At 67.6% G+C, this 23,066-nt stretch carries 25 protein-coding genes; 15 read left to right on the top strand and 10 right to left on the bottom strand.

The features are described 5' to 3' along the window. Positions 1-163 precede the first annotated feature (163 nt). Both OG555_RS04325 and OG555_RS04320 read left to right on the top strand, forming a co-directional pair. Positions 164-2,218: a M4 family metallopeptidase gene (locus OG555_RS04325; protein WP_329481369.1), complete on the top strand. Its 2,055-nt coding sequence runs from the start codon at positions 164-166 to the stop codon at positions 2,216-2,218. Positions 2,219-2,315: 97 nt separating this feature from the next. Continuing rightward, positions 2,316-3,743 carry a M20/M25/M40 family metallo-hydrolase gene (locus OG555_RS04320; RefSeq protein ID WP_329481368.1) on the top strand — a complete coding sequence of 476 codons (1,428 nt, stop codon included), beginning with the start codon at positions 2,316-2,318 and terminating at the stop codon, positions 3,741-3,743. On the opposite strand, the gene OG555_RS04315 is transcribed toward OG555_RS04320, so the two are convergent. Further along, the gene (locus tag OG555_RS04315; RefSeq protein WP_329481367.1) at positions 3,740-4,249 is read right to left on the bottom strand and encodes a hypothetical protein; all 510 of its coding nucleotides are present in this window, start codon (positions 4,247-4,249) and stop codon (positions 3,740-3,742) included. The genes OG555_RS04320 and OG555_RS04315 overlap by 4 nt on opposite strands. A 77-nt stretch (positions 4,250-4,326) precedes the next feature. After that, on the bottom strand, positions 4,327-5,496 hold the full coding sequence (locus tag OG555_RS04310; RefSeq protein ID WP_329481366.1) for a phosphotransferase: 1,170 nt from the start codon (positions 5,494-5,496) through the stop codon (positions 4,327-4,329). Between the two features lie 105 nt (positions 5,497-5,601). Between OG555_RS04310 and OG555_RS04305 the strand changes: the two genes are divergently transcribed. Continuing rightward, positions 5,602-6,048 (top strand): MarR family winged helix-turn-helix transcriptional regulator, encoded by a 447-nt coding sequence (locus OG555_RS04305; protein ID WP_329481365.1) that lies wholly within the window; start codon positions 5,602-5,604, stop codon positions 6,046-6,048. A 22-nt stretch (positions 6,049-6,070) separates the two neighbouring features. Here the strand turns inward: OG555_RS04305 and trhA are convergent, their stop codons facing one another. Then, complete coding sequence (trhA, locus tag OG555_RS04300; RefSeq protein WP_329481364.1) at positions 6,071-6,766, bottom strand: PAQR family membrane homeostasis protein TrhA; 696 nt, start codon at positions 6,764-6,766, stop codon at positions 6,071-6,073. Positions 6,767-7,025: 259 nt separating this feature from the next. On the opposite strand from trhA, the gene OG555_RS04295 reads away from it, so the two are divergent. The 3 genes from OG555_RS04295 (at position 7,026) to OG555_RS04285 (ending at position 10,384) form a co-directional block, all read left to right on the top strand. Next, positions 7,026-7,805, top strand: coding sequence for an isoprenyl transferase (locus tag OG555_RS04295; RefSeq protein WP_329481363.1), 780 nt, complete (start codon positions 7,026-7,028; stop codon positions 7,803-7,805). 350 nt (positions 7,806-8,155) lie between these two features. Next, positions 8,156-9,490 carry a PhoH family protein gene (locus OG555_RS04290; RefSeq protein ID WP_329481362.1) on the top strand — a complete coding sequence of 445 codons (1,335 nt, stop codon included), beginning with the start codon at positions 8,156-8,158 and terminating at the stop codon, positions 9,488-9,490. Positions 9,491-9,673: 183 nt separating this feature from the next. Further along, entirely contained in the window at positions 9,674-10,384 is a 711-nt protein-coding gene (locus OG555_RS04285) for a hypothetical protein (RefSeq protein ID WP_329481361.1), read from the top strand. Between the two features lie 17 nt (positions 10,385-10,401). Here the strand turns inward: OG555_RS04285 and OG555_RS04280 are convergent, their stop codons facing one another. Continuing rightward, positions 10,402-10,893: a hypothetical protein gene (locus OG555_RS04280; protein WP_329481360.1), complete on the bottom strand. Its 492-nt coding sequence runs from the start codon at positions 10,891-10,893 to the stop codon at positions 10,402-10,404. Between the two features lie 458 nt (positions 10,894-11,351). Here OG555_RS04280 and OG555_RS04275 point away from each other — a divergent pair, with 458 nt between their 5' ends. From OG555_RS04275 to OG555_RS04260, 4 genes are all read left to right on the top strand, one after another. Continuing rightward, complete coding sequence (locus tag OG555_RS04275) at positions 11,352-12,008, top strand: spermidine synthase (RefSeq protein WP_329481359.1); 657 nt, start codon at positions 11,352-11,354, stop codon at positions 12,006-12,008. Between the two features lie 44 nt (positions 12,009-12,052). Beyond that, the gene (locus OG555_RS04270) at positions 12,053-13,456 is read left to right on the top strand and encodes a class II fumarate hydratase (RefSeq protein WP_329481358.1); all 1,404 of its coding nucleotides are present in this window, start codon (positions 12,053-12,055) and stop codon (positions 13,454-13,456) included. Next, positions 13,453-14,112 carry a DUF402 domain-containing protein gene (locus OG555_RS04265; protein WP_329481357.1) on the top strand — a complete coding sequence of 220 codons (660 nt, stop codon included), beginning with the start codon at positions 13,453-13,455 and terminating at the stop codon, positions 14,110-14,112. The genes OG555_RS04270 and OG555_RS04265 overlap by 4 nt, the downstream gene beginning before the upstream one ends. Positions 14,113-14,207: 95 nt before the next feature. Then, the gene (locus OG555_RS04260; protein WP_329481356.1) at positions 14,208-14,366 is read left to right on the top strand and encodes a hypothetical protein; all 159 of its coding nucleotides are present in this window, start codon (positions 14,208-14,210) and stop codon (positions 14,364-14,366) included. Between the two features lie 3 nt (positions 14,367-14,369). On the opposite strand, the gene OG555_RS04255 is transcribed toward OG555_RS04260, so the two are convergent. The 3 genes from OG555_RS04255 to OG555_RS04245 all read right to left on the bottom strand — a co-directional run bounded on the left by OG555_RS04255 (position 14,370) and on the right by OG555_RS04245 (position 16,897). Beyond that, positions 14,370-14,786 carry a nitroreductase/quinone reductase family protein gene (locus OG555_RS04255; RefSeq protein ID WP_329481355.1) on the bottom strand — a complete coding sequence of 139 codons (417 nt, stop codon included), beginning with the start codon at positions 14,784-14,786 and terminating at the stop codon, positions 14,370-14,372. Positions 14,787-14,851: 65 nt separating this feature from the next. Continuing rightward, positions 14,852-16,522, bottom strand: coding sequence for a fumarate hydratase (locus OG555_RS04250; protein WP_329481354.1), 1,671 nt, complete (start codon positions 16,520-16,522; stop codon positions 14,852-14,854). A gap of 33 nt (positions 16,523-16,555) precedes the next feature. Continuing rightward, the gene (locus tag OG555_RS04245; protein WP_329481353.1) at positions 16,556-16,897 is read right to left on the bottom strand and encodes a hypothetical protein; all 342 of its coding nucleotides are present in this window, start codon (positions 16,895-16,897) and stop codon (positions 16,556-16,558) included. 97 nt (positions 16,898-16,994) lie between these two features. On the opposite strand from OG555_RS04245, the gene OG555_RS04240 reads away from it, so the two are divergent. Both OG555_RS04240 and OG555_RS04235 read left to right on the top strand, forming a co-directional pair. Next, positions 16,995-17,690, top strand: a complete 696-nt coding sequence (locus OG555_RS04240; RefSeq protein ID WP_329481352.1) for a DUF1707 SHOCT-like domain-containing protein — start codon at positions 16,995-16,997, stop codon at positions 17,688-17,690. A gap of 97 nt (positions 17,691-17,787) precedes the next feature. Further along, a complete protein-coding gene (locus OG555_RS04235) occupies positions 17,788-17,913 on the top strand; it encodes a hypothetical protein (RefSeq protein WP_329481351.1) in 126 nt (41 codons plus the stop codon). Here OG555_RS04235 and OG555_RS04230 read toward each other — a convergent pair. Then, positions 17,910-18,395: a hypothetical protein gene (locus OG555_RS04230; protein ID WP_329481350.1), complete on the bottom strand. Its 486-nt coding sequence runs from the start codon at positions 18,393-18,395 to the stop codon at positions 17,910-17,912. The genes OG555_RS04235 and OG555_RS04230 overlap by 4 nt on opposite strands. A gap of 270 nt (positions 18,396-18,665) precedes the next feature. Between OG555_RS04230 and OG555_RS04225 the strand changes: the two genes are divergently transcribed. From OG555_RS04225 to OG555_RS04215, 3 genes are read left to right on the top strand one after another with little or no spacing between them, the layout of a single operon-like run. Next, positions 18,666-19,238 (top strand): dihydrofolate reductase family protein, encoded by a 573-nt coding sequence (locus OG555_RS04225; RefSeq protein ID WP_329481349.1) that lies wholly within the window; start codon positions 18,666-18,668, stop codon positions 19,236-19,238. A gap of 14 nt (positions 19,239-19,252) precedes the next feature. Beyond that, positions 19,253-19,606 (top strand): YciI family protein, encoded by a 354-nt coding sequence (locus tag OG555_RS04220; RefSeq protein WP_329481348.1) that lies wholly within the window; start codon positions 19,253-19,255, stop codon positions 19,604-19,606. 13 nt (positions 19,607-19,619) lie between these two features. Continuing rightward, complete coding sequence (locus OG555_RS04215; RefSeq protein WP_329481347.1) at positions 19,620-20,909, top strand: RNA polymerase sigma factor; 1,290 nt, start codon at positions 19,620-19,622, stop codon at positions 20,907-20,909. Here the strand turns inward: OG555_RS04215 and OG555_RS04210 are convergent. Together OG555_RS04210 and OG555_RS04205 are read right to left on the bottom strand one after the other, a co-directional pair. Next, positions 20,874-21,686 (bottom strand): ABC transporter ATP-binding protein, encoded by an 813-nt coding sequence (locus tag OG555_RS04210; RefSeq protein WP_329481346.1) that lies wholly within the window; start codon positions 21,684-21,686, stop codon positions 20,874-20,876. The two genes, OG555_RS04215 and OG555_RS04210, sit on opposite strands and share 36 nt — an antisense overlap. Then, positions 21,674-23,014, bottom strand: coding sequence for a 2-isopropylmalate synthase (locus OG555_RS04205; protein WP_329481345.1), 1,341 nt, complete (start codon positions 23,012-23,014; stop codon positions 21,674-21,676). Before OG555_RS04205 ends, OG555_RS04210 begins: the two co-directional genes overlap by 13 nt. Positions 23,015-23,066: the final 52 nt, after the last annotated feature.

Genomic DNA, 23,066 nt, shown 5'->3' with positions numbered 1-23,066 from the left:
GATGTAACAGAACTCGCACGCCCCGACACACAGTGTCACAAATGAGGCAGTGGCACTGCTGAGTCAGCATCCGGCGTCCCCAACTGAATTCGGTCGCTGCGCCCAAACAGCGACCACACCGTGAGGAGATGTTGTCTTGAGACGACTGACATCAGCAGGGGCGGTGGCCATCGTCGCGGCAGCGGGTCTTGCCGGCGTGTTCACCGGCTCACCCGCGGGTGCCGCGCAACGAACGGCTCCGCTCTCGGCGTCGGGTTTCGACCAGCCCGCCGCCGTCCAGGCCGAACAGGCGCTGACCGCGCAGACGGCCGCAGCCCTCGGACTCGCCAGTGGTGAACAACTCGTGGTCCGCGACGTGGTCAAGCACCCGGACGGCACCGAGTACGTCCGCTACGACCGCACCTACAACGGCCTGAAGGTCGTCGGCGGTGATCTGATCGTCAAGCGCAAGGGCGCGGCGGTCGGCGGTGCCATCACAGTCACCTACAACCGCGGCGCCAAGTCCGTCGGGGTCGCGACCAAGCCGACGCTGTCCCAGTCGGCCGCTCTCTCCAAGGGCGCGCAGTCGGCGAAATTCAAGGCCACCGCGAACAAGGGATCGCTCGTCGTCTTCGTGACGCCGAGTAAGCCCGTGCTCGCCTACGAGGTCGTCACCACCGGCGTGAAGCCGGACCAGACCCCGTCGGTGCTGCACTCGTTCATCGACGCCAAGACCGGCGCCCTGCTGGACCAGGACGACGAGATCAAGACCGGCACCGGCAACTCGATGTACTCCGGCACCGTCAACATCGGTACGTCGGGCAGCTTCACGATGACCGACCCGAGCCGTGGTGGCAACTTCACCACTGACCTCAACGGCGCGACGTCCGGCAACGGCACCACGTTCACCGACGCCGACGACACCTGGGGCACCGGCGCAGCGTCGAACCGCCAGACCGCCGGTGTGGACGCGCACTACGGCGCCCAGCTGACCTGGGACTACTACAAGAACGTCCACGGCCGGAACGGCATCTTCAACAACGGTCAGGGCGCCCGTTCCCGGACGCACTACGGCAACGCCTACGTGAACGCGTTCTGGGACGGCACCCAGATGACGTACGGCGACGGCGCGGGCAACACCCACCCGCTGACCGCCATCGACGTGGCCGGTCACGAGATGAGCCACGGTGTCACCGAGGCGACCGCCAACCTGAACTACTCCGGTGACGCGGGCGGCCTGAACGAGGCCACCTCCGACATCTTCGGCACCATGGTCGAGTTCTCCGCCAACAACTCGTCCGACCCGGGTGACTACCTGATCGGCGAGAAGATCAACATCAACGGCAACGGAACGCCGCTGCGCTACATGGACAAGCCGTCGAAGGACGGAGCCAGCGTGGACTGCTGGTCGACCAGCACCGGCGGACTCGACCCGCACTACTCCTCCGGTCCGCTGAACCACTGGTTCTACCTGGCCTCCGAGGGCACCGGCAGCAAGGTCATCGGCGGTGTGACGCACAGCAGCACCGCCTGCAACGGCGCCACCATCACCGGCGTCGGCCACGACGTCGCCGCCAAGGTCTGGTACCGCACGCTGAGCACCAAGCTGAGCTCGGGCAGCACCTACAAGGACGCCCGCGAGGGTGCCATCACCTCCGCGGTCGAGTTGTACGGCGCCGACTCGGCCCAGTGCAAGGGCATCGAGGCTGCCTTCAGCGGCATCTCGGTCCCGGCCGGCGCGGCCAAGTGCAGCGGTGGCACCGAGCCGCCGCCCAGCGGCGACAACCTGCTGCAGAACCCGGGCTTCGAGTCCGGCGCGGTGAACTGGACCGGCACCGCCGGCCCGATCAACAACGACACCGGCCGTCCGGCGCGCACCGGCAGCTGGAAGCTGTGGCTGCAGGGCAACGGCCGCGCCACCACCGAGAACGTCGGCCAGTCGGTCGCGATCCCGGCCTCGGCGACCACGGCCACGCTGTCGTTCTGGATCCGGATCGACTCCGCCGAGACCACCACCTCGACGGCGTACGACACGGCGAAGGTGCAGGTGGTCGACGGTTCGACCACCACCACGCTGGCGACGTACTCGAACCTGAACAAGAACACGTCGTACGTCCAGAAGACGCTCAACGTGTCGCAGTACAAGGGCAAGACCGTCACGGTGAAGTTCGTCGGCCAGGAGGACTCCTCTCTGCAGACCAGCTTCGTCATCGACGACACCTCGCTCACCGCGAGCTGACGCGGTAACCCGTCCGGGGCGCGCGCGGCCCTCCGCCCGCTGGCCCGCGCGCCCCGGATCTTCTTCTTCTTTGATTGAGGCCAAAGGAGATCCGCCCATGCACAAGTCCCTCGTCTCCGGACTCGGCGCCGTCCTCGTGGCCGGCGCGTTGCTTGCCCCTTCGATTGCCCGCAGCAACGTCGCCGCCGCGGTCGAGTCCCCGGACATCTCCGTCACCAACACCAAGGCCCATCTCGACCAGCTGCAATCGATTGCCACCAGCAACGGTGGCAACCGCTACACCGGCCGGGCCGGATACAAGGCTTCGGCCGACTACGTGAAGGCCAAGCTCGATGCGGCCGGCTACACCACCACTCTGCAGTCCTTCTCCACCTCGGCGGGTACGTCGTACAACGTGATCGCGGAGTGGCCGCACGGCGACGCGAACCACGTGGTGATGGCCGGCTCGCACCTGGACAGCGTCAGCGCCGGTCCGGGGATCAACGACAACGGTTCTGGCAGCGCCGGCGTACTCGAAACCGCCCTCGCCTACGCCGCCAGTGGCCAGACTCCCAGGAACCGGTTGAGGTTCGGGTTCTGGGGTGCCGAGGAGCTCGGCCTGCTCGGCTCGAAGTACTACGTCAACAACCTGCCCGCGGCCGAGCGCGACAAGATCGAGTTGTACCTCAACTTCGACATGATCGCGTCGCCGAACCCGGGCTACTTCCTGTACGACGACAACCCGGCCGGCAACGGTGCTCGCGACGACCTGGTTTCGTACTTCACCAGCAAGAGCATCCAGACCGAGTTCATCGACGTCCAGGGCCGCTCCGACCACGCGGCGTTCCGGTCGCTCGGCATCCCGACCGCCGGGATCTTCTCCGGTGCCGAGGAGATCAAGTCATCGGCCCAGGCGGCCAAGTGGGGTGGTAAGGCGAACCAGGCGTTCGACCCCTGCTATCACCGGTCCTGCGACACCATCAGCAACCTGGACCTGACCTCACTGGATCGGCAGATCGACGCCATCGGCCACATGATCTGGAACTACGCCCAGAAGGACTACACCAGTGGTCCGCCACCCGGCGGTGACAACCTGATCCTCAACCCCGGCTTCGAATCCGGTGCGGCGAACTGGACCGGAACCACCGGCGTGATCACGAACAGCACGTCCCGGCCCGCGCACGGCGGGTCGTACAAGGCGTGGCTGCAGGGCAACGGCCGGAGCAGCACCGAGAACATCGGCCAGTCGGTGGCGATCCCGGCCGCGGCGACGGCGGCGTCGCTGTCGTTGTGGATCCGGATCGACACCGCCGAGACGACCACGTCGACGGTCTACGACACGGTCAAAGTTCAGATTGTCGACAATGGGACACCGACCACGCTGGCGACGTACTCGAACGTCGACCGCACCACGTCGTACGTGCAGAAGACGCTGAACGTCCTTGCCTACAAGGGGAAAACCGTCACCGTGCGGTTCCTCGGGCAGGAGGACTCGTCACTGCAGACCAGCTTCGTCATCGATGACGTGGCACTGACGACCAGTTAGACCGGCTTGCACAGCTTGCCCGGTGGGATGGCGGCTTCGGTGAGCAGTTTGCCCACCGGGGCCGCCAGCGGCTTCACCTTGGGGTCCTCGAGCCGGGCGGTCTTCCCGTTCGCGGAGACCGCCAGGATCATGTCGTCGGGGTGCTTGATCGTCGGCTTGGTGGCGACCAGGCTCGCCCAGTCGACCTGCTGAGCGGCCGTGGTGATGGTCGCCAGCAGAGTGGGGTCGAGCTTGCAGCGGATCGTGTCCTTGCCGCGCGAGCTCACCGTGGCGACACCGTCGGTGCCGATCAGCACCTGATCGTCGAAGCCGGCGAACCCACCCTTCCTCGACACCGTCAGCGGCAGCCCTGCCCCGACCGGGGTCGACTGCGTCACAGTCGGTGCGCTACTCGGTGCCGGGGAGGGCGGGGGGTTGCCCACGCCGCCGTCGGACTCGTTGCCGCACCCGCTCAGGACGAGACCGGCGACCGCGGCGGCCACTGCGTATCTGCTGAAGTTCCTCACGCACCATGGATACCCGTAGACGTGCCGTTCGTTGCAGCTGTGACACGACTGAGATATTGGGAGGCACGCCCTGATCGTCAGACGACCGGTGACACCAGGTCGACCAGCGCACGGGTGAGCAGGACACGATCCTCGAACAGCGCGAGCGAGGCACCGTCGCTCATCTTGGTGATCTCCTCCAACGGCAGCGCGGTGAAGGTCGCGCGAGCGCACAGCGAGCCGAGGTAGCCGTACAGCACCTGCTCCTCGGTCACCTGCATCCCCTCCTCGGCCAAGCCCTTGACGAACGCCTTCAGGATGACCTTGTGCACGGCCGGCAGAGCCTCGGACGCCAGCTCACCGGCGTGCGCCAGCCCAACGAGCAACTGCCCCAGATCGAACCCGACCGCCTGCGGGCAGTCGAACCCCCAGTCGATCACCACGAACTCGTCCGTCCCCTCCGGCACCAGGAGATTCTGCGGACTCGCATCCCCGTGCTGGTAGCACTGTGGCAGCGCGTCGAGAGCGTCCAGTACGGCGGGCAACCGTTCGCCCAGCTCGAGCAGATCGTCACGCAACCGGTGGTCGCCGACGTTGCAGACAGCCGCCGCGAGCAGCGGGTGCCGCCAGGTCTCGGGGTCGGCGATCGCCGGCAGTGCAGACGTCTGCACGCGCCCGCCGGTGTAGTACCGCAGTCCGACGCCCGGGGTGGTGACGTTGCCGCGGGGGAGCAGCGGCTCGACCAGATGTGGCTGACGCCGGGCGGAGAGCAGCCCGAGCAGGTACGCCGCTCGCTCGAACCGCTCCATCGGCCACGGACCGGGCTCCTGGACGATGTTCTCCATCCACAGGGTGCCGCGGTCGTCGTCGTACACGTCGATCCGGTAGGCCTGGGGCAGGCGCATGCCGTCCGGGAGGACGTCGGCGATGCCGCTGCGGTGTACGGCGATCTCGAGCTGCCAGGGCAGGTTCTGGATGAACGCCGCCCGGAACTGCTCGGGCACCATGTCGATGTACGCCCAGTGTCGCGGCGACTGGAACTTCTTCACGAAACACGACCAGCCGACAGTGTCGCCGGCCGTGGTGGTCGCCGTACCGAAAAGCCGTAGCAGCGCCGCGGTGCTCGGCGTGCCGATCGGGTAGTCGACCGGTTCGACCCGTACGTCGCCAGGCGTGGCGGCCGGATCGCCGGTGATCGTCCGGACCAGCGCGGTGAAGTCGTCGCCGGCCAAGGCGTCGCGGCCAAGTGGCTCGAGTGCGGTGATCATGTCGTTCCCCCCATGCGGTCTGGCTGCCCAGCATCCGCCCCGACCTTCTGCCAGTCTTCAGAAGGAAGTAAAGCAGCCTTACTATCGAGATAGTAAAGTGGCCTTATGACTTCCGTCAATGACCTTTCGGGCCGGCCGTCGGGCCCGTGGCCCGACCACATCGCCGGATTGCTCGGAGGAGCACTGCGGCGGCTCCGGGAGGAGATCCTGGCGGTGTCGGACGACTTCCCGGGCCTGCGGGTCTCGCACTACCGGCTGCTCGAGCTGATTCCGCCGGACGGGGCGCGGATCACCGATCTGGCAGAGGTCGCGTTGATGACGAAGCAGGCGCTCGGGCAGCACGTGGACTACCTGCAGGGGCTCGGGTACACCGAGTCCGACCGGCTCCGCGCCGACCGCCGGGTCCGGCTGGTACGGCGTACGGCCCGGGGGGAGGAGGCGGTCGCGTTCAGCCGGGCCGCGATCGAGCGCGTCGAAGCGCTCTGGGCGGACCAACTGGGCCCAGAGCGCTACGAGGAATTCCGGGAGATCCTGCGGGTGATCGGGGCCTGAGGCCGGGAGCACCACACCCGGCCTAGCCGACCCGGTACGTCGCGATGCTGACGGCGATGTAGTGGCAGACGAACGCGGCCACGGTGAACGCGTGGAAGATCTCGTGGAAGCCGAACCAGCGCGGTGACGGGTTCGGCCGCTTGGTGCCGTAAACGACCGCGCCGATCGAGTAGAGGCCGCCGCCGATCGCGATCAGCGTGACCACCGCGGCGCCGCCCTGGTGGTAGATGTCACCCATCCAGAAGATCGCGACCCAGCCGAGCGCCAGGTAGATCGGCGTGTAGAGCCAGCGCGGAGCGTGCACCCAGAAGATCCGGAACAGGATGCCGAGCAGGGCACCGCCCCAGACCAGGCCGAGCATCAGCGCGCGGTCCTTGCCGTGCAGCAGCACCATCCCGAGCGGGGTGTAGGTGCCGGCGATCAGCAGGAAGATGTTGCTGTGGTCGAGCCGGCGCAGGATCGCCTCACCGGTCGGGCCCCAGTAGAACCGGTGGTACAGCGCGGAGATGCCGAACAGCAGCATCGCGCCCATCGTGTAGACGGCGGCGGCCCAGCGGGCGTTGGGGTGCGGAGCGAGGCAGATCAGCACGATGCCGGCGGCGGTTGCGAACGGGAAGGTGCCCGCATGCAGCCAGCCGCGGAGCTTCGGCTTGAGCGGGCCGAGTCGGCCGGACAGCCCGTGACCGACTTCCTGGGGCTGGGTGGTGGTAGCGGACATCGCCGTCCTTTCGAGGGGTGCCGGGCGGTTCAGTACCTACGCAACCGTAACCTACGGAACCGTAGGTCCAAATGGCTCAGAAGGATGAAATGTAGGCGAGATCGCCTGCCGGCACACCGCCGCCCGCGTGTCCGACGCACGAACTTCGGCGAAAGTTCGATCTGCCTGGCAGCTTCCTCGAAGCTGTTCTGTGCCCTCTCTTTCCGGGGCGAAACTGGGCTAGCCTCGTGACTGAGAGCACTGGAGGAGCACCCTGCCCATGCGGACACCTGGCAAGCAGAAACTGCGCGATGCGGTGTACGGCCTGTACGAGCGCCGGCTGCGGCGATCCTTGTCGCCGGACCGGATCCCGCGGCACATCGGCGTCATCATCGACGGCAACCGGCGTTGGGCCCGGGCGGTCGGCGACCCGGTGTCGCGCGGCCACGAGGCCGGGGCGAACAAGATCGTCGAGTTCCTCGGCTGGTGCGACGACGTCGGCGTCAAGGTCGTCACGGTCTGGATGCTGTCCACGGACAACCTGAGCCGTCCGGCCGACGAGCTGGAGCCGCTGCTGCGGATCATCGAGCAGACGGTCGAGGAGCTGACCTCGATCGGCCGCTGGCGGATCCACCCGGTCGGCGCGCTGGACCTGTTACCCGGAGCCACCGCCGAGGCGCTGAAGACGGCCGAGGCGGACACGCAGGGCATCGAAGGGATGCTGGTCAACGTCGCGGTCGGGTACGGCGGCCGCCGCGAGCTGGCCGACGCCGTCCGCTCGCTGCTGCTCGAGGAGGCCGCGCAGGGCATCTCGATCGAGGAGCTGGCCGAGCGGGTCGACGTCGAGCACATCGCCCGGCACCTGTACACGAAGGGCCAGCCGGACCCGGACCTGGTCATCCGGACGTCGGGTGAGCAGCGCCTGGGCGGTTTCCTGCTGTGGCAGAGCGCGTTGAGCGAGTTCTACTTCTGTGAAGCTCTGTGGCCGGACTTCCGGCACGTCGACTTCCTGCGGGCGGTGCGCAGCTATGCGCAGCGAGAGCGCCGGTTCGGGACCTGACCCCGCGTCCACACCTCGCGGGCGTGGAAGGTGTAACACACCGTTAACCCCGTGGCCGGGCGTGTCGGGCTGCGGCGTTTGCAGGACCCTCCTACCCTGACTATGACGGTCGGAGGGGAAGCCGGCTGTCCGGGAGGCCCGATCAGCTTGAGAATCGTTCGCCAGCCGGTTGCCCCATGAGGGGCAGAACGGAGTGCCCGAGACCCCAGGTCTCGATCTCACTGGTTCCCGGATCCGCTCGTGCGGCGGTCCGAGGGGGATCTGCACCAGATCATCCCCGCTCCCGGTCCAACACCTAACCACTGGTGGGCCGGGCGTGGTGCACGTCGCGGCCCGAGAGGACGTGCGACATGGCTGCCACCCACGCCAAGGCGTCAAGTACCTCATCCACACCGGCCCAGCGCACTTTTGTGCTGGACACCTCCGTACTCCTGTCCGACCCGCACGCGATGGTGCGGTTCGACGAGCACGAGGTGGTCGTCCCGGTGGTCGTCGTCACCGAATTGGAGGGCAAACGGCATCACCCGGAACTCGGCTACTTCGCTCGCACCGCACTGCGGCTGCTCGACGAGCTCCGGATCCTTCATGGACGTCTGGACGCGCCCCTGCCAGTGGGAGAGAAGGGTGGAACCCTCCGGGTCGAACTGAACCACACCGATCCGGAGACCTTGCCGGCCGGCTTCCGGCTCGGCGACAACGACAGCCGCATCCTGGCCGTGGCCTGCAACTTCAAGGCCGAGGGCAAGGACGTCACGCTCGTCTCGAAGGACCTGCCGATGCGGGTCAAGGCGTCGGCCTGCGGCCTGATGGCCGAGGAGTACCGGGCCGAGCTGACGCTGGAGTCCGGCTGGACCGGGATGAGCGAGCTCGAGGTCGAGACGCGCGATGTGGACGACCTGTACGAGAACGGCGTACTGGAGCTGCCGCAGGCCGGTGAGTTCCCGACCCACACCGGGCTGGTGCTGCTGTCCGACCGGGGCAGTGCGCTCGGCCGGGTGATGCCGGACAAGCGGATCCGGCTGGTCCGCGGCGACCGCGAGGCGTTCGGTATCCGTGGCCGGTCGGCCGAACAGCGGGTCGCGCTCGACCTGCTGCTGGACCCGGACGTGGGGATCATCTCGCTCGGTGGCCGGGCGGGTACGGGTAAGTCGGCGCTCGCGCTCTGCGCCGGGCTGGAAGCGGTGATGGAGCGGCGGCAGCACAAGAAGGTGGTGGTGTTCCGGCCGTTGTTCGCGGTCGGCGGCCAGGAGCTCGGGTACCTGCCCGGCTCGGAGTCGGAGAAGATGCAGCCGTGGGCACAGGCCGTGTACGACACGCTCGGCGCGCTCACCAGCGGTGACGTGATCGACGAGGTGATGGACCGCGGCATGCTCGAGGTGCTGCCGCTGACCCACATCCGTGGCCGGTCGCTGCACGACGCGTTCGTAATCGTGGACGAGGCGCAGTCGCTCGAGCGCAACGTGCTGCTCACGGTGCTGTCCCGCGTCGGCGCGAACTCACGGGTCGTGCTCACGCACGACGTCGCCCAGCGCGACAACCTGCGGGTCGGCCGGCACGACGGTGTGGTCGCCGTGGTCGAGCAACTGAAGGGGCACCCGCTGTTCGCGCATGTGACGCTGACACGGTCCGAGCGCTCGCCGATCGCCGCGCTGGTCACCGAGATGCTGGATGACCTGCAGTTGTAAGGAGTGTGTAGGGTCTTAGGTAATTTGATTCTGTAAGGCACGCGTAAGACTTCGGGCCGACGGTGCGGCCGCCACACAGGCGGCCGCACCGTTCGTTCGTGACCTGCTTGTGATCACGCTCGGTTTACGCCAGAGTATGGTCTCGTTGCCAGCCGACGGGGGTCGGGTTTCTCGGAAGGACAGATGAAAGCGAAGCGCTCCGTCGCGGCTCTCTCAGTGACTGGGATCGTCGTCGTCTCCGTTGTCGCCGGTATCGACCTCTTCAGCTCCCCCGGGAGCAGCAGCGCCTCGGAGCAGGTCTCAGGCCGCGCCGAGATGGCCGTGCTGAACAGCGAGAAGGCCCACACCGCCGCCACACCGTCGATCCAGCCGGAAACCGCCAAGCAGCAGGCCCTGGAGGTGGCCCGGATGCGGAACCAGGTCGAGGCTGTCGCGGCCGCGCAGAAGGCCGCGCGGAAGGCCGCGCAGGACCAGTCCGACCTGAAGCAGGCAGCCAAGAACGCCGTACTCAAGCGCTACGAGGCGCTGCAGAAGACCGACGCGAACTCGCGGGAGGAGCGGGCCAGCCGCGACGCCGAGCGGAAGAAGCTCGAGGGCACGCCCAAGGAGGTCGCGATGAACCTCCTGCCCGACCACGGCTGGGGCGAGAGCCAGTTCAGCTGTCTCGAGAAGCTGTGGAACAAGGAGTCCCGCTGGCGGGTCGACGCCGACAACCCGTCCTCCTCGGCGTACGGCATCCCGCAGGCCCTCCCCGGCAACCGGATGGCGGCCTACGGCTCCGACTGGCGCACCAACCCGGTCACCCAGATCAAGTGGGGCCTCGACTACATCGAGAACACCTACGGCTCCCCCTGCTCCGCCTGGGGCCACTCCCAGGCCAAGGGCTGGTACTGACGCTGACCGTCTTCCAGTTACGTCCGAAGATCTGAGGCCGATAGCCCTCGGGTCTTCGGACGTTGTGTCGATGGGCGCCAACCTCCGGACTGGAGGAGGCGGGCTACTTGGGTCATGTAGTGGTCCGGGTCGACGCGCAGGCCGATGACGGGAATCCGGACGACTCGGTCGTTGCCGATCGTGAGTTCGTTCTGCCGGCTGGCGTCGGCCATCGCCTGGGCCGCTTCCAGGTGGTGAAGCCCTTCGATCTCCACCACGGCGTCGTACGCCGACCACGCCGAGTCCAGGTGGAAGACACCGTCCGGCCCACGCCGCCGGACCTGCCGGTCCGGTTCCGGGAGCCCGAATCTCCGGCAGAGCTGCGCGAACTCGATTTCACCGAGGGACTGCGCGCCGTTCGACAGGTCGTTCAGGATCAGCCCGATGAGCTTGCGGCGGCGATGTCGTCGTATCGACGAGAACGCTTCGGTCAGGGCCTGCGGCGTGGTGATGCGCTGTTGCACCGACATCGCGAGTACGAGGGCGGCTTGCCGGTCTGACCGCGCCCACAGGGCGGCCCGCCGACCACCAGGTCGCCGGCCCAGACAGGTCGCCGGTATGGATCGCGATCGTCTGCCTGTGGTGCGCTCGCCAGCGCCGCGCCCTCAGCTCGGCCATGACCTGCCATCGGGTGACACCCAACGCCACGAGTTGAGAGCGCGAAACGACGCCACCTTGGCGAGCGGCAAGCTCCCGGGCGAGCTCGCGTCGTCGCACCCGTTGCCTCCGCGCAGCACAGTCCCGGCACCGCCCACACCGCAGTTGCCCTACACATCCTCGATCTCCCACACCAAAGAACATGCCGCGATCCCCACCCCACCCCTCGCCACCTCTTCTCCCTGTGGAAGACCCAGTCCCTTACGTCCGAAGATCTGAGGGCAATAACCCTCAGATCTTCGGACGCAAGGGACTGCGGGAAGATTGGCGGGTGAGCGAGGTGGCGCGGGTGGCGAGTGCGCGGGGTGAGCTGGTGCTGCGGCGGCGCGAGGATGACGGGGCGCTGGAGTTGCGGGTGAACGGCGTCTTCGTGATGGACGACCGCGAGACCTCGAGTGAGGAGCTGCTGGCGTCGGCGGTGCTGGCCTCGGTACGGCGGCCCGACCGGGTGCTCGTGGGTGGTCTGGGCCTCGGCTACACCGTTCGTGCGCTGCTCGCCGACGCCCGCTTGGGTTCGGTGGTCGTCGCCGAGATCGAGCCCGACCTGGTGGCGTGGATGCGGTCCGGCCTGGTGCCGTCGGTCCTTGACGATCCCCGGGTGTCTGTCTCGCTCGGTGACGTCCGAGATGTGGTCACCGCAACACCGGACGCGTGCCTGGATGCGATTCTCCTGGACGTGGACAACGGCCCGGACTTCCTTGTCTACAACGAGAACTCAGCGATCTACTCGTCTTCGTTCCTGACCGTGTGCCGGTCCAAGTTGCGGACCGGCGGCGTACTCACGGTCTGGTCGTCGTCGGCGTCGGACGCGCTGGAGTCCGCCGTCTCGTCGGTGTTCGGTACCTGTCAGGTGACGCCGGTTCCGGTGACGCTGCAGGGACGCGACGAGACCTACTACGTGTACCAGGGTTCGTTTTCCACAGGCTGACGATCGGTCGCCGGGGACGACGCGGAGCGACGTACTCTGCAGGTATGGGTGACAACGTGGAATTCAGGATCGAGCACGACACGATGGGCGAGGTCAAGGTGCCTCGGGATGCCTTGTGGCGGGCACAGACCCAGCGCGCGGTGGAGAACTTCCCGATCTCCGGGCGGCCGCTGGCGCCGGCGCTCGTGCACGCGCTCGCGCAGATCAAGGCCTCGGCGGCTGTGGTGAACGCCGAGCTCGGTGTGCTGGACGGGGAGCGGGCGGCCGCGATCGTGGCCGCCGCGGGCCAGGTGGCCGCGGGGGAGTACGACGCGGAGTTCCCGATCGACGTGTTCCAGACCGGCTCGGGCACCTCGACGAACATGAATGCGAACGAGGTGCTCGCGACACTGGCCACCCGGTCGCACGGCGCCGACGTGCATCCGAACGACCACGTGAACGCGTCCCAGTCCAGCAACGACACCTTCCCGTCGGCGATCCACGTCGCGGCCACGGCGGGCGTCGTCCACGAGTTGTTGCCGGCCCTCGAGCACCTGGCGGATTCCCTGTCTCGGAAGGGATCCGAGTTCGCCGAGGTGGTGAAGTCGGGGCGGACGCACCTGATGGACGCGACGCCGGTGACGCTCGGGCAGGAGTTCAACGGGTACGCGCAGCAGGTGGGGCGCGGGGCGGATCGGGTCCGGGGGACCTTGTCGCGGGTGGCTGAGCTCCCGCTCGGCGGGACGGCGGTCGGGACGGGCATCAACACGCCGCCCGGGTTCGCCGCGGCCGTGATCGCCGAGCTGAACCGGCGGACCGGGCTCCAGTTCAGTGAGGCCGAGGACCACTTCGAGGCCCAGGGTGCGCGGGACGGCCTGGTCGAGCTGTCCGGGCAACTGAAGACGGTCGCGGTCAGCCTGACGAAGATCTGCAACGACCTGCGCTGGATGGGGTCCGGACCACGCGCCGGGCTGGGCGAGATCGCGCTGCCGGACCTGCAGCCGGGGTCGAGCATCATGCCCGGCAAGGTGAATCCGGTGATCTGCGAGGCGACGCTGATGGTCGCCGCCCAGGTGATCGGCAACGACACGGCGATCACCGTGGCCGGTGCCGGAGGCAACTTCGAGCTCAACGTGATGCTGCCGGTGATCGCGCGCAACCTGCTCGAGTCCATCACCCTGCTCGCCAACACCTCCCGCCTGCTGGCCGATCGTTGCGTCGACGGCATCACCGCGAACGTCGAACATGCCCGCGAGCTGGCCGAGTCCTCGCCGTCGATCGTGACGCCGCTGAACCGCTACATCGGGTACGAGAACGCCGCGGCGGTGGCCAAGAGCGCCTTGAAACAAGGTAAAACGGTCCGCGAGGTCGTGATCGAGAACGGGCACGTCGAGAAGGGTGACCTGACCGAAGAACAGTTGGATGCGGCCCTCGACGTCCTCTCGATGACCCGGCCGGCCGGCTCGTGACGGCGTACTGGGAGCCGGGGACGACGATCGAGTGGGTGTACCAGGGGACCGGGCGGCATGCGGACAAGCCGAACGTCCGGCCGATGACGGTGGTGCGTGACGACGCGGACGGGCTGGTCGCCTGGCTCGCGCCGGGTACGCCACTGATCAAGCCGGTGCTGGTGGACGGACGGGAGACCCGGTACGCCGGTCCGATCGGGATGTTCACCGCGGACCGGGTGCTGAAGCTGGACGTCTGGCGCGGCACCGGGATCCTCAAGGTGCTGCCGCCGGGCAAGCCGTGGTCGGTCTGGCACTTCTGGGACGACGACGGCACGTTCCGCGGCTGGTACGTGAACCTCGAGGCATCGCACGTCCGGGAGGGTCTCCGGACCAGCACGGTCGACCACGTCCTCGATCTGTGGATCCGTCCGGACCGGACGATCGAGTGGAAGGACGAAGACGAACTGGAAGGCGCGGTGACCGCCGGGCGCTACACCACCGCCGAGGCCGACCGCATCATCGCCGACGCCCACGCCGCGGTCGGCGAGATCGACGCCTGGACGTCCCCGTTCTCCGACGGCTGGCAATCCTGGACCCCACCACCCCACTGGCGCCTCCCAACGGCGCCCACCACCCACCAACCCGACCTGATCGCCGAGGAGCTGCACAGTTGACCCCGCAAGTCCTCCTCCGCACCGGCTGAAAAACCCGGCACAACGGGTGGGTCACGAGCACTTCCATCCGGCGGGTTCGGACTTACCTTGGAAACATGTACACCATCGAGTTGCAGGGCGAGGAGCTCCAGCTGCTGCGATCCGCGCTGCGAAGCTACCTTCAGGCCTTCGGGCACAACGAAGCCGACCTGGTTCAGGCTGCGAAGACGCTCATTCTCAAGTTGCCCGAGCCCGTCGATATCAAGGTCGGCTGAGCGTCACTTCTCGACCGGCTCCAGGACGGCCACCGGGATCGTGCGCGTGGCCTTCGTCGCGAACCGGCCGATGCCGGGATCCTCGCGCAGGATGACGTTCGTCCACATGGTGTGCCGCTCCGGACCGGTCAGCTCGCGGGCGTGCATGAGGCTGTGCTTCGCGCCGATCTGCACGTCGGCGGTCTCCGCGGCGCGCAGGTTGCGGAACCAGTCGGGATCCTGGCGCGATCCCGACCCGGTGCCCCAGACGATCAGGCCGTCGGGCGTTGCCAGGTAGCGCACGCACGTCGAGCGCGGTACGCCGGTCCGACGGCCGGGCGTGGTCAGCATCAGCACGTGGACGTCCTTGCTGCCGCTGGCCAGCCGCCCGTCGAGGGTGCGGTACATCCACACGCCGATCCGATTCCCGAACCTCAGCATCCGCCGCCCCATCACACACCCCCCCGACTCCGAGGGTCCTGCGAACAACCGGGGCCGTCAAGAAGTCAGCTGCGCGGTCGGACCGTGAGCGGGACCGGCTTGGCGGTGTCGGTGAAGAAGTCGTTGCCCTTGTCATCGACGACGATGAACGCGGGGAAGTCCTCGACCTGGATCTTCCAGACGGCTTCCATACCGAGCTCGGCGTACTCGATCACGTCGACGGACTTGATGCAGTCCTGCGCCAGCCGCGCCGCCGGTCCACCGATCGAGCCCAGGTAGAACCCACCGTGCTCCTTGCACGCGGCGGTCACCTTGGCCGACCGGTTGCCCTTGGCAAGCATCACGAACGATCCACCGGCCGCCTGGAACTGATCGACGTACGCGTCCATCCGCCCCGCCGTCGTCGGCCCGAACGACCCCGACGCGTACCCCTCGGGCGTCTTGGCCGGACCGGCGTAGTACACGGCGTGATCGCGCAGGTAGTCAGGCATCGGCTCGCCCGCGTCCAGCCGCTCCTTGATCTTCGCGTGCGCGATGTCGCGCGCCACCACGAGCGGCCCGCTGAGTGACAGCCGCGTCTTCACCGGCAGCTTGGACAGCTCTGCCCGGATCTCGCTCATCGGCCGGTTCAGATCAACATGGACGACGTTGGTGTCGTCGGCGAGGTGCTCGTCGGTCGTGTCCGGCAGGAAGCGGGCCGGGTCGCGCTCGAGCTGCTCCAGGAACACACCCTCCGGCGTGATCTTCGCCAGCGCCTGCCGGTCCGCGGAGCACGACACCGCGATCGCGACCGGGCAGGACGCGCCGTGCCGCGGCAGCCGGATCACCCGGACGTCGTGGCAGAAGTACTTGCCGCCGAACTGCGCGCCGATCCCGAACTGCTGCGTCAGCTTGAAGACTTCCTCCTCCAGCTCCACGTCCCGGAACCCGTGCCCCACCGGCGATCCCGCCGTCGGCAGCGAGTCGAGGTAGTGCGCGGAGGCGTACTTTGCGGTCTTCAGCGCGAACTCCGCCGACGTGCCGCCGACCACGACCGCGAGGTGGTACGGCGGGCAGGCCGCCGTACCCAGGGAGCGGATCTTCTCGTCCAGGAACGTCATCATCCCGGCCGGGTTGAGCACGGCCTTGGTCTCCTGGAACAGGAACGACTTGTTCGCCGAGCCGCCGCCCTTGGCCATGAACAGGAACTTGTACGCCGGGTCGTCCTTGGCCGGGGTCGAGTACAGCTCGATCTGGGCCGGCAGGTTGGAGCCGGTGTTCTTCTCGTCCCACATGTTCAACGGGGCCATTTGTGAGTAGCGCAGATTCAGCTTGGTGTAGGCGTCGTACACGCCGCGGCTGATCCACTCCTCGTCGACCGCGCCGGTGAGCACGCCCTCGGACTTCTTGCCCATCACGATCGCGGTGCCGGTGTCCTGGCACATCGGCAGTACGCCGCCGGCCGAGATGTTGGCGTTCTTCAGCAGGTCGAGCGCGACGAACCGGTCGTTCCCGGACGCCTCCGGGTCGTCGATGATCCGCCGCAACTGCGCGAGGTGCGCGGTCCGCAGGTAGTGCGAGATGTCGTGCATCGCCTCCGCGGTCAGCGCCTGCAGCACCTGCGGCTCGACCTGCAGGAACGTCCGGCCCCCGGCCGTGAACGTGCTGACACCCTCGGTCGTCAGCAACCGGTACTCCGTCTCGTCCGCCCCGAGCGGCAACAGATCCGAGTAATCGAAGTCAGCGGACACCGACATACCTCCAAAACAAGTGGCCTGAGCTCTCCAAGCCTAGTTCGAGCCTCGGCTGGTCGTGCTCGCACCCCGGCCTGTCAGCGTCCGCCACGCCCCTCGCAGTTCGACTCCCGAGGCGAGCCGCTGGTAGGCGCGGGTGGAGTTGCTCGCCCTCGCCGTGAATCTGCCCGGCTTGTCAGGCACCCGATTCTGGAGTCCCCACGACAGGGCGAAGATGCCGAGCAGTCCTCCGATGAACGCGAAGCCGCCGAGGGTCAGCCGGGTCTGGCCGGTCCAATTGCCGAGCACCACGCAGACGACCCCGCCGTACAGGCTCACGAAGGCGATCAGATAAAGGCCGGCCACTAGCCGTCCGTTGCGTACCCCAGCCCAGTTCATGGCGGACAGTATGGACCCCCGGATCAGGGATGCGCTCAGGGGTGAATCGGGGAAGAAACTGGCGGCGGTGGGGCTGGGGCGCGCGTATGGTTTTGGCGTGGCTCAGGATGACGTTCCCCAGGAGAATCGACCGCAGGATGCCGTGCCCGCGCAGGCACCGACCGGTGACGAGCTGGCATTGCGCCGGCGGGTGTCGGATCACGAGCGGGAGGAGGTCGCCGACGTACTGCGCGATGCCGCGGGCGAAGGGCGATTGTCGTACGCCGAGCTCGAGGAGCGCCTGGAGACTCTGTACGCCTCCAAGACGTACGGCGAACTCGTCGAGCTCACCGCCGACCTGCCGAACGGCCCGCGCGCACCGGGAGTCCCGGCCGTCAGCCCGCAGTACAGCGGAGCGATGGTCGAGTCCGGCCCGGTCATCAACGCGTTCATGTCGGAGACCAAGCGCCTCGGCGGCTGGCACGTGCCGCAGCGTCAGGAGGTGAACGCGGTCCTCGGCGACGTCACGCTGGACTACACCGAGGCCCAGATCCCGTTCGACGAGGTCCACGTCGACGTGAAGTCGATCTTGGCCGACGTGAAGATCCGCGTGCCCCAGAACGCGATCGTCATGCTCGACAGCAACCCCATCCTCGGCTCCGTCTCCGAACAGGAAGCCGGCCTCGGCGCCGTCCCCGACCCCAACACCCCCGCCGCCCACCCCAAAACCTTCCACATCCGCGGCACCGCCATCCTCGGCGAAATCAAAATCAAACGAGGCCCCCGCCTCACCAAACGCCTCGGCCTCTCCTGACCCAACTCGGGAGTTGGTCCGATCGCGACCGAAGCCACCGTGCGCGGGCAGTCGACTGCGAGAACCGTGCAGCTGGTAAGCGATTGCCGGCGACCTGGTGGCCGCAGTCGACGCGCGCTTCGAGGCCAGCGGGATCGTGCCGACGCTCGCACTGCTCGAGCGGGTCGCTCACGCTTTCCACACTGAACTGGTGGTCTTCGACGAGAGCTCCCCGGCCGCCTAAGCCGGAGCGCTCGGCCGATCTGCCTGCTGTCCGGCGAGCCAGGTGGCGAAGGCCGACAGGTCCTTCACGTTGTCCTGGGTCAGGGTCAACTGGCGCGACCAGCGGTTGGTGGGAGTGATGGGGAGGATGCGAAAGATGCGCGGGCCGTGGGGTGAGCCGATGGTGCCGATCTCGTTCCACGGTAGGAACGCCCTCAGGTAGTGGATGCCTTCGCGGTCGATCGTCAGGCTGGGGCGCTGAGTGATCAATTGCCAGGCGCTGCCGCCAACCAGGGTGAGGACGAGTACGACGGACAGCAGGCCGAACCCGAGTCGTACGCCGCCGGCGTCGAGCCAGTCGTCGAACGACAGGGCGGGGTCCAGCCCGAGCAGCACGGCGATGCAACCACGCTGGATCGCCAGCCGCTTCCGCCGTACCAGGAAGACCACCCGCCCGGTCCGACGGAGCTCGTCCGTCCAGACCTCTGGTGGCGCTTCACCCATCACCGTCACGTGTTCCCCCAGCTCTCAAGCCCCCGGAGCAGAGTCACTGTAGTGCAGGAAAGGCCCGTCGGGCGCTGACAATTGGTGGATTGGGTGGGCTCGCCGGCTCGGGCACAATCCGAACCCCCGGGCCGGGCCGAGCCGGCGTACCGCAGCCGAATCAAGGGGTTGCACGGTCGCTTCAGCGGCCCATGTCGATTTCGGGACGGCTCGTTCGAAGGTCTAGGTGAAGGGGTCGAACAGCGGCCCGGTAACCGGGAGGACCGGACAATGCGGAAACTGGTGGCCTTCGAACACGTGACGTTGGACGGCTTCGCCTCGTCTGGACAAGGCATGGGCTTCGAATGGACCTTCCGTGCCTACAGCGAGGAGCTCGCCGCGTACGCCCAGAACATCCAGGCCGACTTCGACATGGCGGTCTACGGACGTGAGACCTATCTGGGGATGTACAGGTACTGGGGCAACCAGCCCACCCCGGAAAGCTCCGCGCACGAACGCGCACATGCCGAATGGGTGAACGCCGTGGACAAAGTCGTCTGCTCGACCACCCTGGCATCGGCTGACTGGCACAACACGCGCCTGATCAGGGGAAACCTCGCTGAAGAGTTCACTCAGCTCAAAGCCCGGCCGGACGGCGGCACGATCGCGATCTACGCCAGCCCGAAGCTGGTGCACTCGTTCATCGACCTGAAGCTGATCGATGAGTTCCGGCTGCTCATCCACCCCGTGGTGATCGGCTCCGGAACACCGCTGTTCCACGACAAATCAATGCTCGACCTGAAGTTGTCCGAGTCCAAGTCGTTCGACGGCGGCGCCGTCTACGTGCGCTACCAGGTCAGCTAGGCGAGGATCCGCACATGCGCTATCTGATGTTGATCCGCTCCGATCCCGCCACCGCACCCACCGCCGGCCCGGACCCGGCGCTGGCCGAGGACATGGGCAGGCTGATCGAGGAGATGACCAAGGCCGGTGTCCTGCTGGACACGGCCGGGCTGCGCCCCATCGAGGAGGCTACGCGGATTCGCCTTGCGGACGGTGCGACGACCATCCTCGACGGTCCGTTCACCGAGGCGAGGGAGGTCATCGGCGGCTATTGTCTGGTCCAGACCCGCACGCGGGAGGAGGCGGTGGAATGGGGCTCGCGTTTCCTCCGACTGCACGGACCGGAGTGGACGATGGAAGTCGAGATCCGGCAGCTGGACCAACCGTAAGCCGGACCCGCGGATGAGCCATGACCAGGCGCCCGCGCAGCCGGCGGTACGCGCTGTCGAGGCAGCGTGGCGGATCGAGTGGCCGCAACTGGTGGCCGGACTGACCCGCTTGGTCGGTGACATCGACACCGCCGAGGACCTCGCACAGGACGCCCACCTGGCGGCCCTTCAACAGTGGCCCCGCGACGGTGTGCCACCGAACCCAGGCGCCTGGCTCATGCTCACCGCGCGACACCGAGCCATCGACCGGATCCGGCGCGACGCCTTGTTGGCCGGCAAGCTCCGCTTGCTCGAACACGAACTACTCACCGAACCTCGATCGGTGCCCCCGATTCCCGGCGAGAGTCTCGACAACGGTATATCCGATGACCTGCTGCGGATGATGTTCACCACTTGCCATCCCATACTGTCGCAGCTCGCGCAGGTGACGTTGACGCTGCGCATGGTCGGTGGCCTGACGACCGAAGAGATCGCACGGGCCCATGTGGTGCCGAAATCGACTGTGGCACAAAGGATCGTGCGTGCCAAACGCACCATCAAGGACAACCACGTCCCCTACGAGGTACCCGACAACTCGGAACTGGCCATGCGGTTGGACGCCGTGCTGGAGGTCATCTACCTGATCTTCAACGAGGGATACGCCGCCACGTCGGGTCAGGACTGGATGCGCGCCGAACTCTGCGACGACGCGTTGCGCCTGGCCCGCATCCTCACCGGCTTGCTGCCGTCCGAACCCGAGGTACACGGACTCACCGCACTGCTCGAACTACAGGCATCACGCGTACACGCTCGCAGCGACACCGCCCGGCGTCTGATCCTGCTGCCGGACCAGGACCGCTCGCGCTGGGACCAACTGTTCATCCGCCGCGGCTACACCGCGCTCGGGCGAGCGCACGCCCTCGCGCGGCAACGCTGCGCACCGTCCGGCCGGTACGCGCTCCAGGCGGCGATCGCCGCCGTTCACACCATGGCCGCGACACCCGAGGAGACCGACTGGCGCCGCATCACCGGCCTGTACGCACTGCTGGCCGACCGATTTCCCTCACCGATTGTCGAACTCAACCGAGCCGTGGCCCTCACCATGGTGCTCGGTCCCGCAGCCGGACTCGAACTCGTCGACGCTGTCGCGGCGTCCGGCGTGCTTGACAGCTACCACCTCCTGCACGCCGTCCGCGCCGACCTACTCGTCCGTCTCGGCCGCCGCACAGAAGCCCATACCGAGTTCGTCCGGGCAGCCGAACTCACCGCCAACGCAGCCGAACAATCGTTACTCCACGCCCGCGCGACCGACTCCCCCCGGTAGCGCGTGGCGGTGGGCGGTGGCGGTCCAGCGGCCGGTGGTGTGGTGGATCTGGATGGGGTGGTTGAAGGTCTCTGAGATACGGGCGGTGGTGAGGACCTCTTCGGCGGGGCCGGCGGAGAGGACCCGGCCGTCGCGGAGGAGGGCGGCGTGGGTGGTGCAGGTCGGGAGTTCTTCGAGGTGGTGGGTGACCAGGACCCAGGTCAGGTAGGGATGCGACGCGTGGATCTGGTCGAGGGTCTCGAGGAGTTGCTCGCGGGCCGCGACGTCGAGCCCGGTCGACGGCTCGTCGAGGAGCAGGAGACGAGGGTCGGAGATCAGCGCGCGGGCGATCAACGCCCGGCCGCGCTCGCCCTGGGACAGCGTCGTCCAGGGCGCCGCGGACAGGGCGCTGATGCCGAGCAGTTCGATCAGCTTCAGAGCACGCGCCCGCTGAGCCGACGTCGGCTCCCAGCGCGGCATGCGTTCGATGGTCCCGGTCAGACCGGTGAGAACGACGTCGAGAATGTTCAGCGGCGACCGCAGCGGGTGTCGTGGGTTGACGTGACCGATCGACTCGCGGAGCTCCCGGATGTCGACGGTGCCGAGGCGGCGGCCGAGGATCTCGACCGTGCCGCGGGTCGGGTGGGTGATCGCGCCGCACAGGTTGAGCAGCGTGCTCTTCCCCGCGCCGTTCGGCCCGAGCAGCGCCCATCGCTCACCCTCGCCGACCGTCAGCGACACCCCACCGAGCAGCAGCTTGCCGTCCCGGACGAAGTCGACGTCCTTCAGTTCGAGCACCCGAAAACCTCCTCGTACAACGCCTTCAACTCCTCCGCACTCGCTTCCCGCCCCGTCCGGTCGGTGTGCCGCTGCACGTGCTGCGCGAACGATCTCTCCTGCGACGCTGACAGCCGAACGCCGTACGCAGTCTCCAGCACGTGCGCGATCCCGCCCTTCCCCGACTGACTGTTCACGCGTACGACGGCCTCGTAGCCCCGACCCACATCCATCGGATCGATCGGCAGGTACGGCACTTCCCAAGGACCAGACCCCTGGACGGCGAATCCCTTCCGGATCGCGTCCTGATGCGTCCCCGAGAACGCCGTGTACACGAGCTCCCCGACGTACGGGTGCCGTGGATGGATCGGCATCCGCGTGCAGTACTCGACCACCTCACGGATCCCGTCGATGTCGGAGAAGTCGATCATCGGGTCGACGCCCTGCGCGTGCAGGTTCAGCGCGAGCGTGGCGATGTCGACGTTCCCGGTCCGCTCGCCGTTGCCGAAGATGCACCCCTCGACGCGCTGAGCACCGGCGAGTACGGCGAGCTCCGCGCAGCCGATGCCCGTGCCGCGATCGTTGTGCGGGTGCACCGACAGGATCACGCCGTCCCGCCGCGGCAGGTTCTTGTGCATGTACTCGATCTGGTCGGCGTACACGTTCGGCGTCGCGGCCTCGATCGTGGCCGGCAGGTTGAGGATCACCGGCCGCTCCGGCGTCGCATCCCACTGCTTGGTCAGCTGATCGCTCAACTCCAGCACGTAGTCCGGCTCGGTCAGGTTGAACACCTCGGGCGAGAACTGGAACCTGATATTCGGCTGCCCGTCGGTGAGTCGCAGGATCTCCTCGGACCCCGCGTAGATCATCGACGCCAGTTCGTCGCGGGTACGACGCAGTACGACGTCCCGCCACACCGGCGCGGTGGCGGCGTACATGTGGATCACCACCTGACCGCGCATCCCGGCCACGGACTCGACGGTCCGTGCGATCAGGTCGGGCCGGGCCGGCGTGAACACGACGATCGTGACGTCGTCCGGGACCAGGTCCGAGGTCGCCAGCATCCGGACGAAGTCGAAGTCCGGCTGCGAGGCGGACGGGTAGCCGACCTCGATCTCTTTGTAGCCGATGGCAACCATCAGCTCGAAGAAGCGGCGCTTGCGCTCGGGATCCATCGGGTCCGCGAGAGCCTGGTTGCCGTCGCGGAGGTCGACCGGCACCCAGAGCGGTGCGGTGGTGATCCGGCGGTCCGGCCACTCGCGGTCGACCGGGGCGACCGGCACCTTGCGGAAGATGTCGTGGTAGCGGTGGCTGGGCATGGGGGAGTGCTGCTGGCGGTTCCAGTCCATGAGCTGTCCTTCGGTGTGCTGGCGTGAGACCGGCGGACGACGGCACTCCACG

The sequence above is a fragment of the Kribbella sp. NBC_01484 genome (genome assembly GCF_036227145.1).
GTDB lineage: Bacteria > Actinomycetota > Actinomycetes > Propionibacteriales > Kribbellaceae > Kribbella.
The sequence above is the reverse complement of the archived record's forward strand: the minus strand, read 5'-3'. Positions and strand labels throughout refer to the sequence as shown.

What these genes read in the sequence shown, in the direction of transcription:
- OG555_RS04290 (WP_329481362.1), top strand. Translation starts at nt 8,156, where the DNA reads ATGGCTGCCACCCACGCCAAGGCGTCAAGTACCTCATCCACACCGGCC.
- OG555_RS04260 (WP_329481356.1), top strand. Translation starts at nt 14,208, where the DNA reads ATGTACACCATCGAGTTGCAGGGCGAGGAGCTCCAGCTGCTGCGATCC.
- OG555_RS04310 (WP_329481366.1), bottom strand. Translation starts at nt 5,496, where the DNA reads ATGATCACCGCACTCGAGCCACTTGGCCGCGACGCCTTGGCCGGCGAC.
- OG555_RS04225 (WP_329481349.1), top strand. Translation starts at nt 18,666, where the DNA reads ATGCGGAAACTGGTGGCCTTCGAACACGTGACGTTGGACGGCTTCGCC.
- OG555_RS04250 (WP_329481354.1), bottom strand. Translation starts at nt 16,522, where the DNA reads ATGTCGGTGTCCGCTGACTTCGATTACTCGGATCTGTTGCCGCTCGGG.
- trhA (WP_329481364.1), bottom strand. Translation starts at nt 6,766, where the DNA reads ATGTCCGCTACCACCACCCAGCCCCAGGAAGTCGGTCACGGGCTGTCC.
- OG555_RS04295 (WP_329481363.1), top strand. Translation starts at nt 7,026, where the DNA reads ATGCGGACACCTGGCAAGCAGAAACTGCGCGATGCGGTGTACGGCCTG.
- OG555_RS04215 (WP_329481347.1), top strand. Translation starts at nt 19,620, where the DNA reads ATGAGCCATGACCAGGCGCCCGCGCAGCCGGCGGTACGCGCTGTCGAG.
- OG555_RS04245 (WP_329481353.1), bottom strand. Translation starts at nt 16,897, where the DNA reads ATGAACTGGGCTGGGGTACGCAACGGACGGCTAGTGGCCGGCCTTTAT.
- OG555_RS04220 (WP_329481348.1), top strand. Translation starts at nt 19,253, where the DNA reads ATGCGCTATCTGATGTTGATCCGCTCCGATCCCGCCACCGCACCCACC.
- OG555_RS04320 (WP_329481368.1), top strand. Translation starts at nt 2,316, where the DNA reads ATGCACAAGTCCCTCGTCTCCGGACTCGGCGCCGTCCTCGTGGCCGGC.
- OG555_RS04285 (WP_329481361.1), top strand. Translation starts at nt 9,674, where the DNA reads ATGAAAGCGAAGCGCTCCGTCGCGGCTCTCTCAGTGACTGGGATCGTC.
- OG555_RS04270 (WP_329481358.1), top strand. Translation starts at nt 12,053, where the DNA reads ATGGGTGACAACGTGGAATTCAGGATCGAGCACGACACGATGGGCGAG.
- OG555_RS04230 (WP_329481350.1), bottom strand. Translation starts at nt 18,395, where the DNA reads ATGGGTGAAGCGCCACCAGAGGTCTGGACGGACGAGCTCCGTCGGACC.
- OG555_RS04255 (WP_329481355.1), bottom strand. Translation starts at nt 14,786, where the DNA reads ATGCTGAGGTTCGGGAATCGGATCGGCGTGTGGATGTACCGCACCCTC.
- OG555_RS04280 (WP_329481360.1), bottom strand. Translation starts at nt 10,893, where the DNA reads ATGTCGGTGCAACAGCGCATCACCACGCCGCAGGCCCTGACCGAAGCG.
- OG555_RS04305 (WP_329481365.1), top strand. Translation starts at nt 5,602, where the DNA reads ATGACTTCCGTCAATGACCTTTCGGGCCGGCCGTCGGGCCCGTGGCCC.
- OG555_RS04205 (WP_329481345.1), bottom strand. Translation starts at nt 23,014, where the DNA reads ATGGACTGGAACCGCCAGCAGCACTCCCCCATGCCCAGCCACCGCTAC.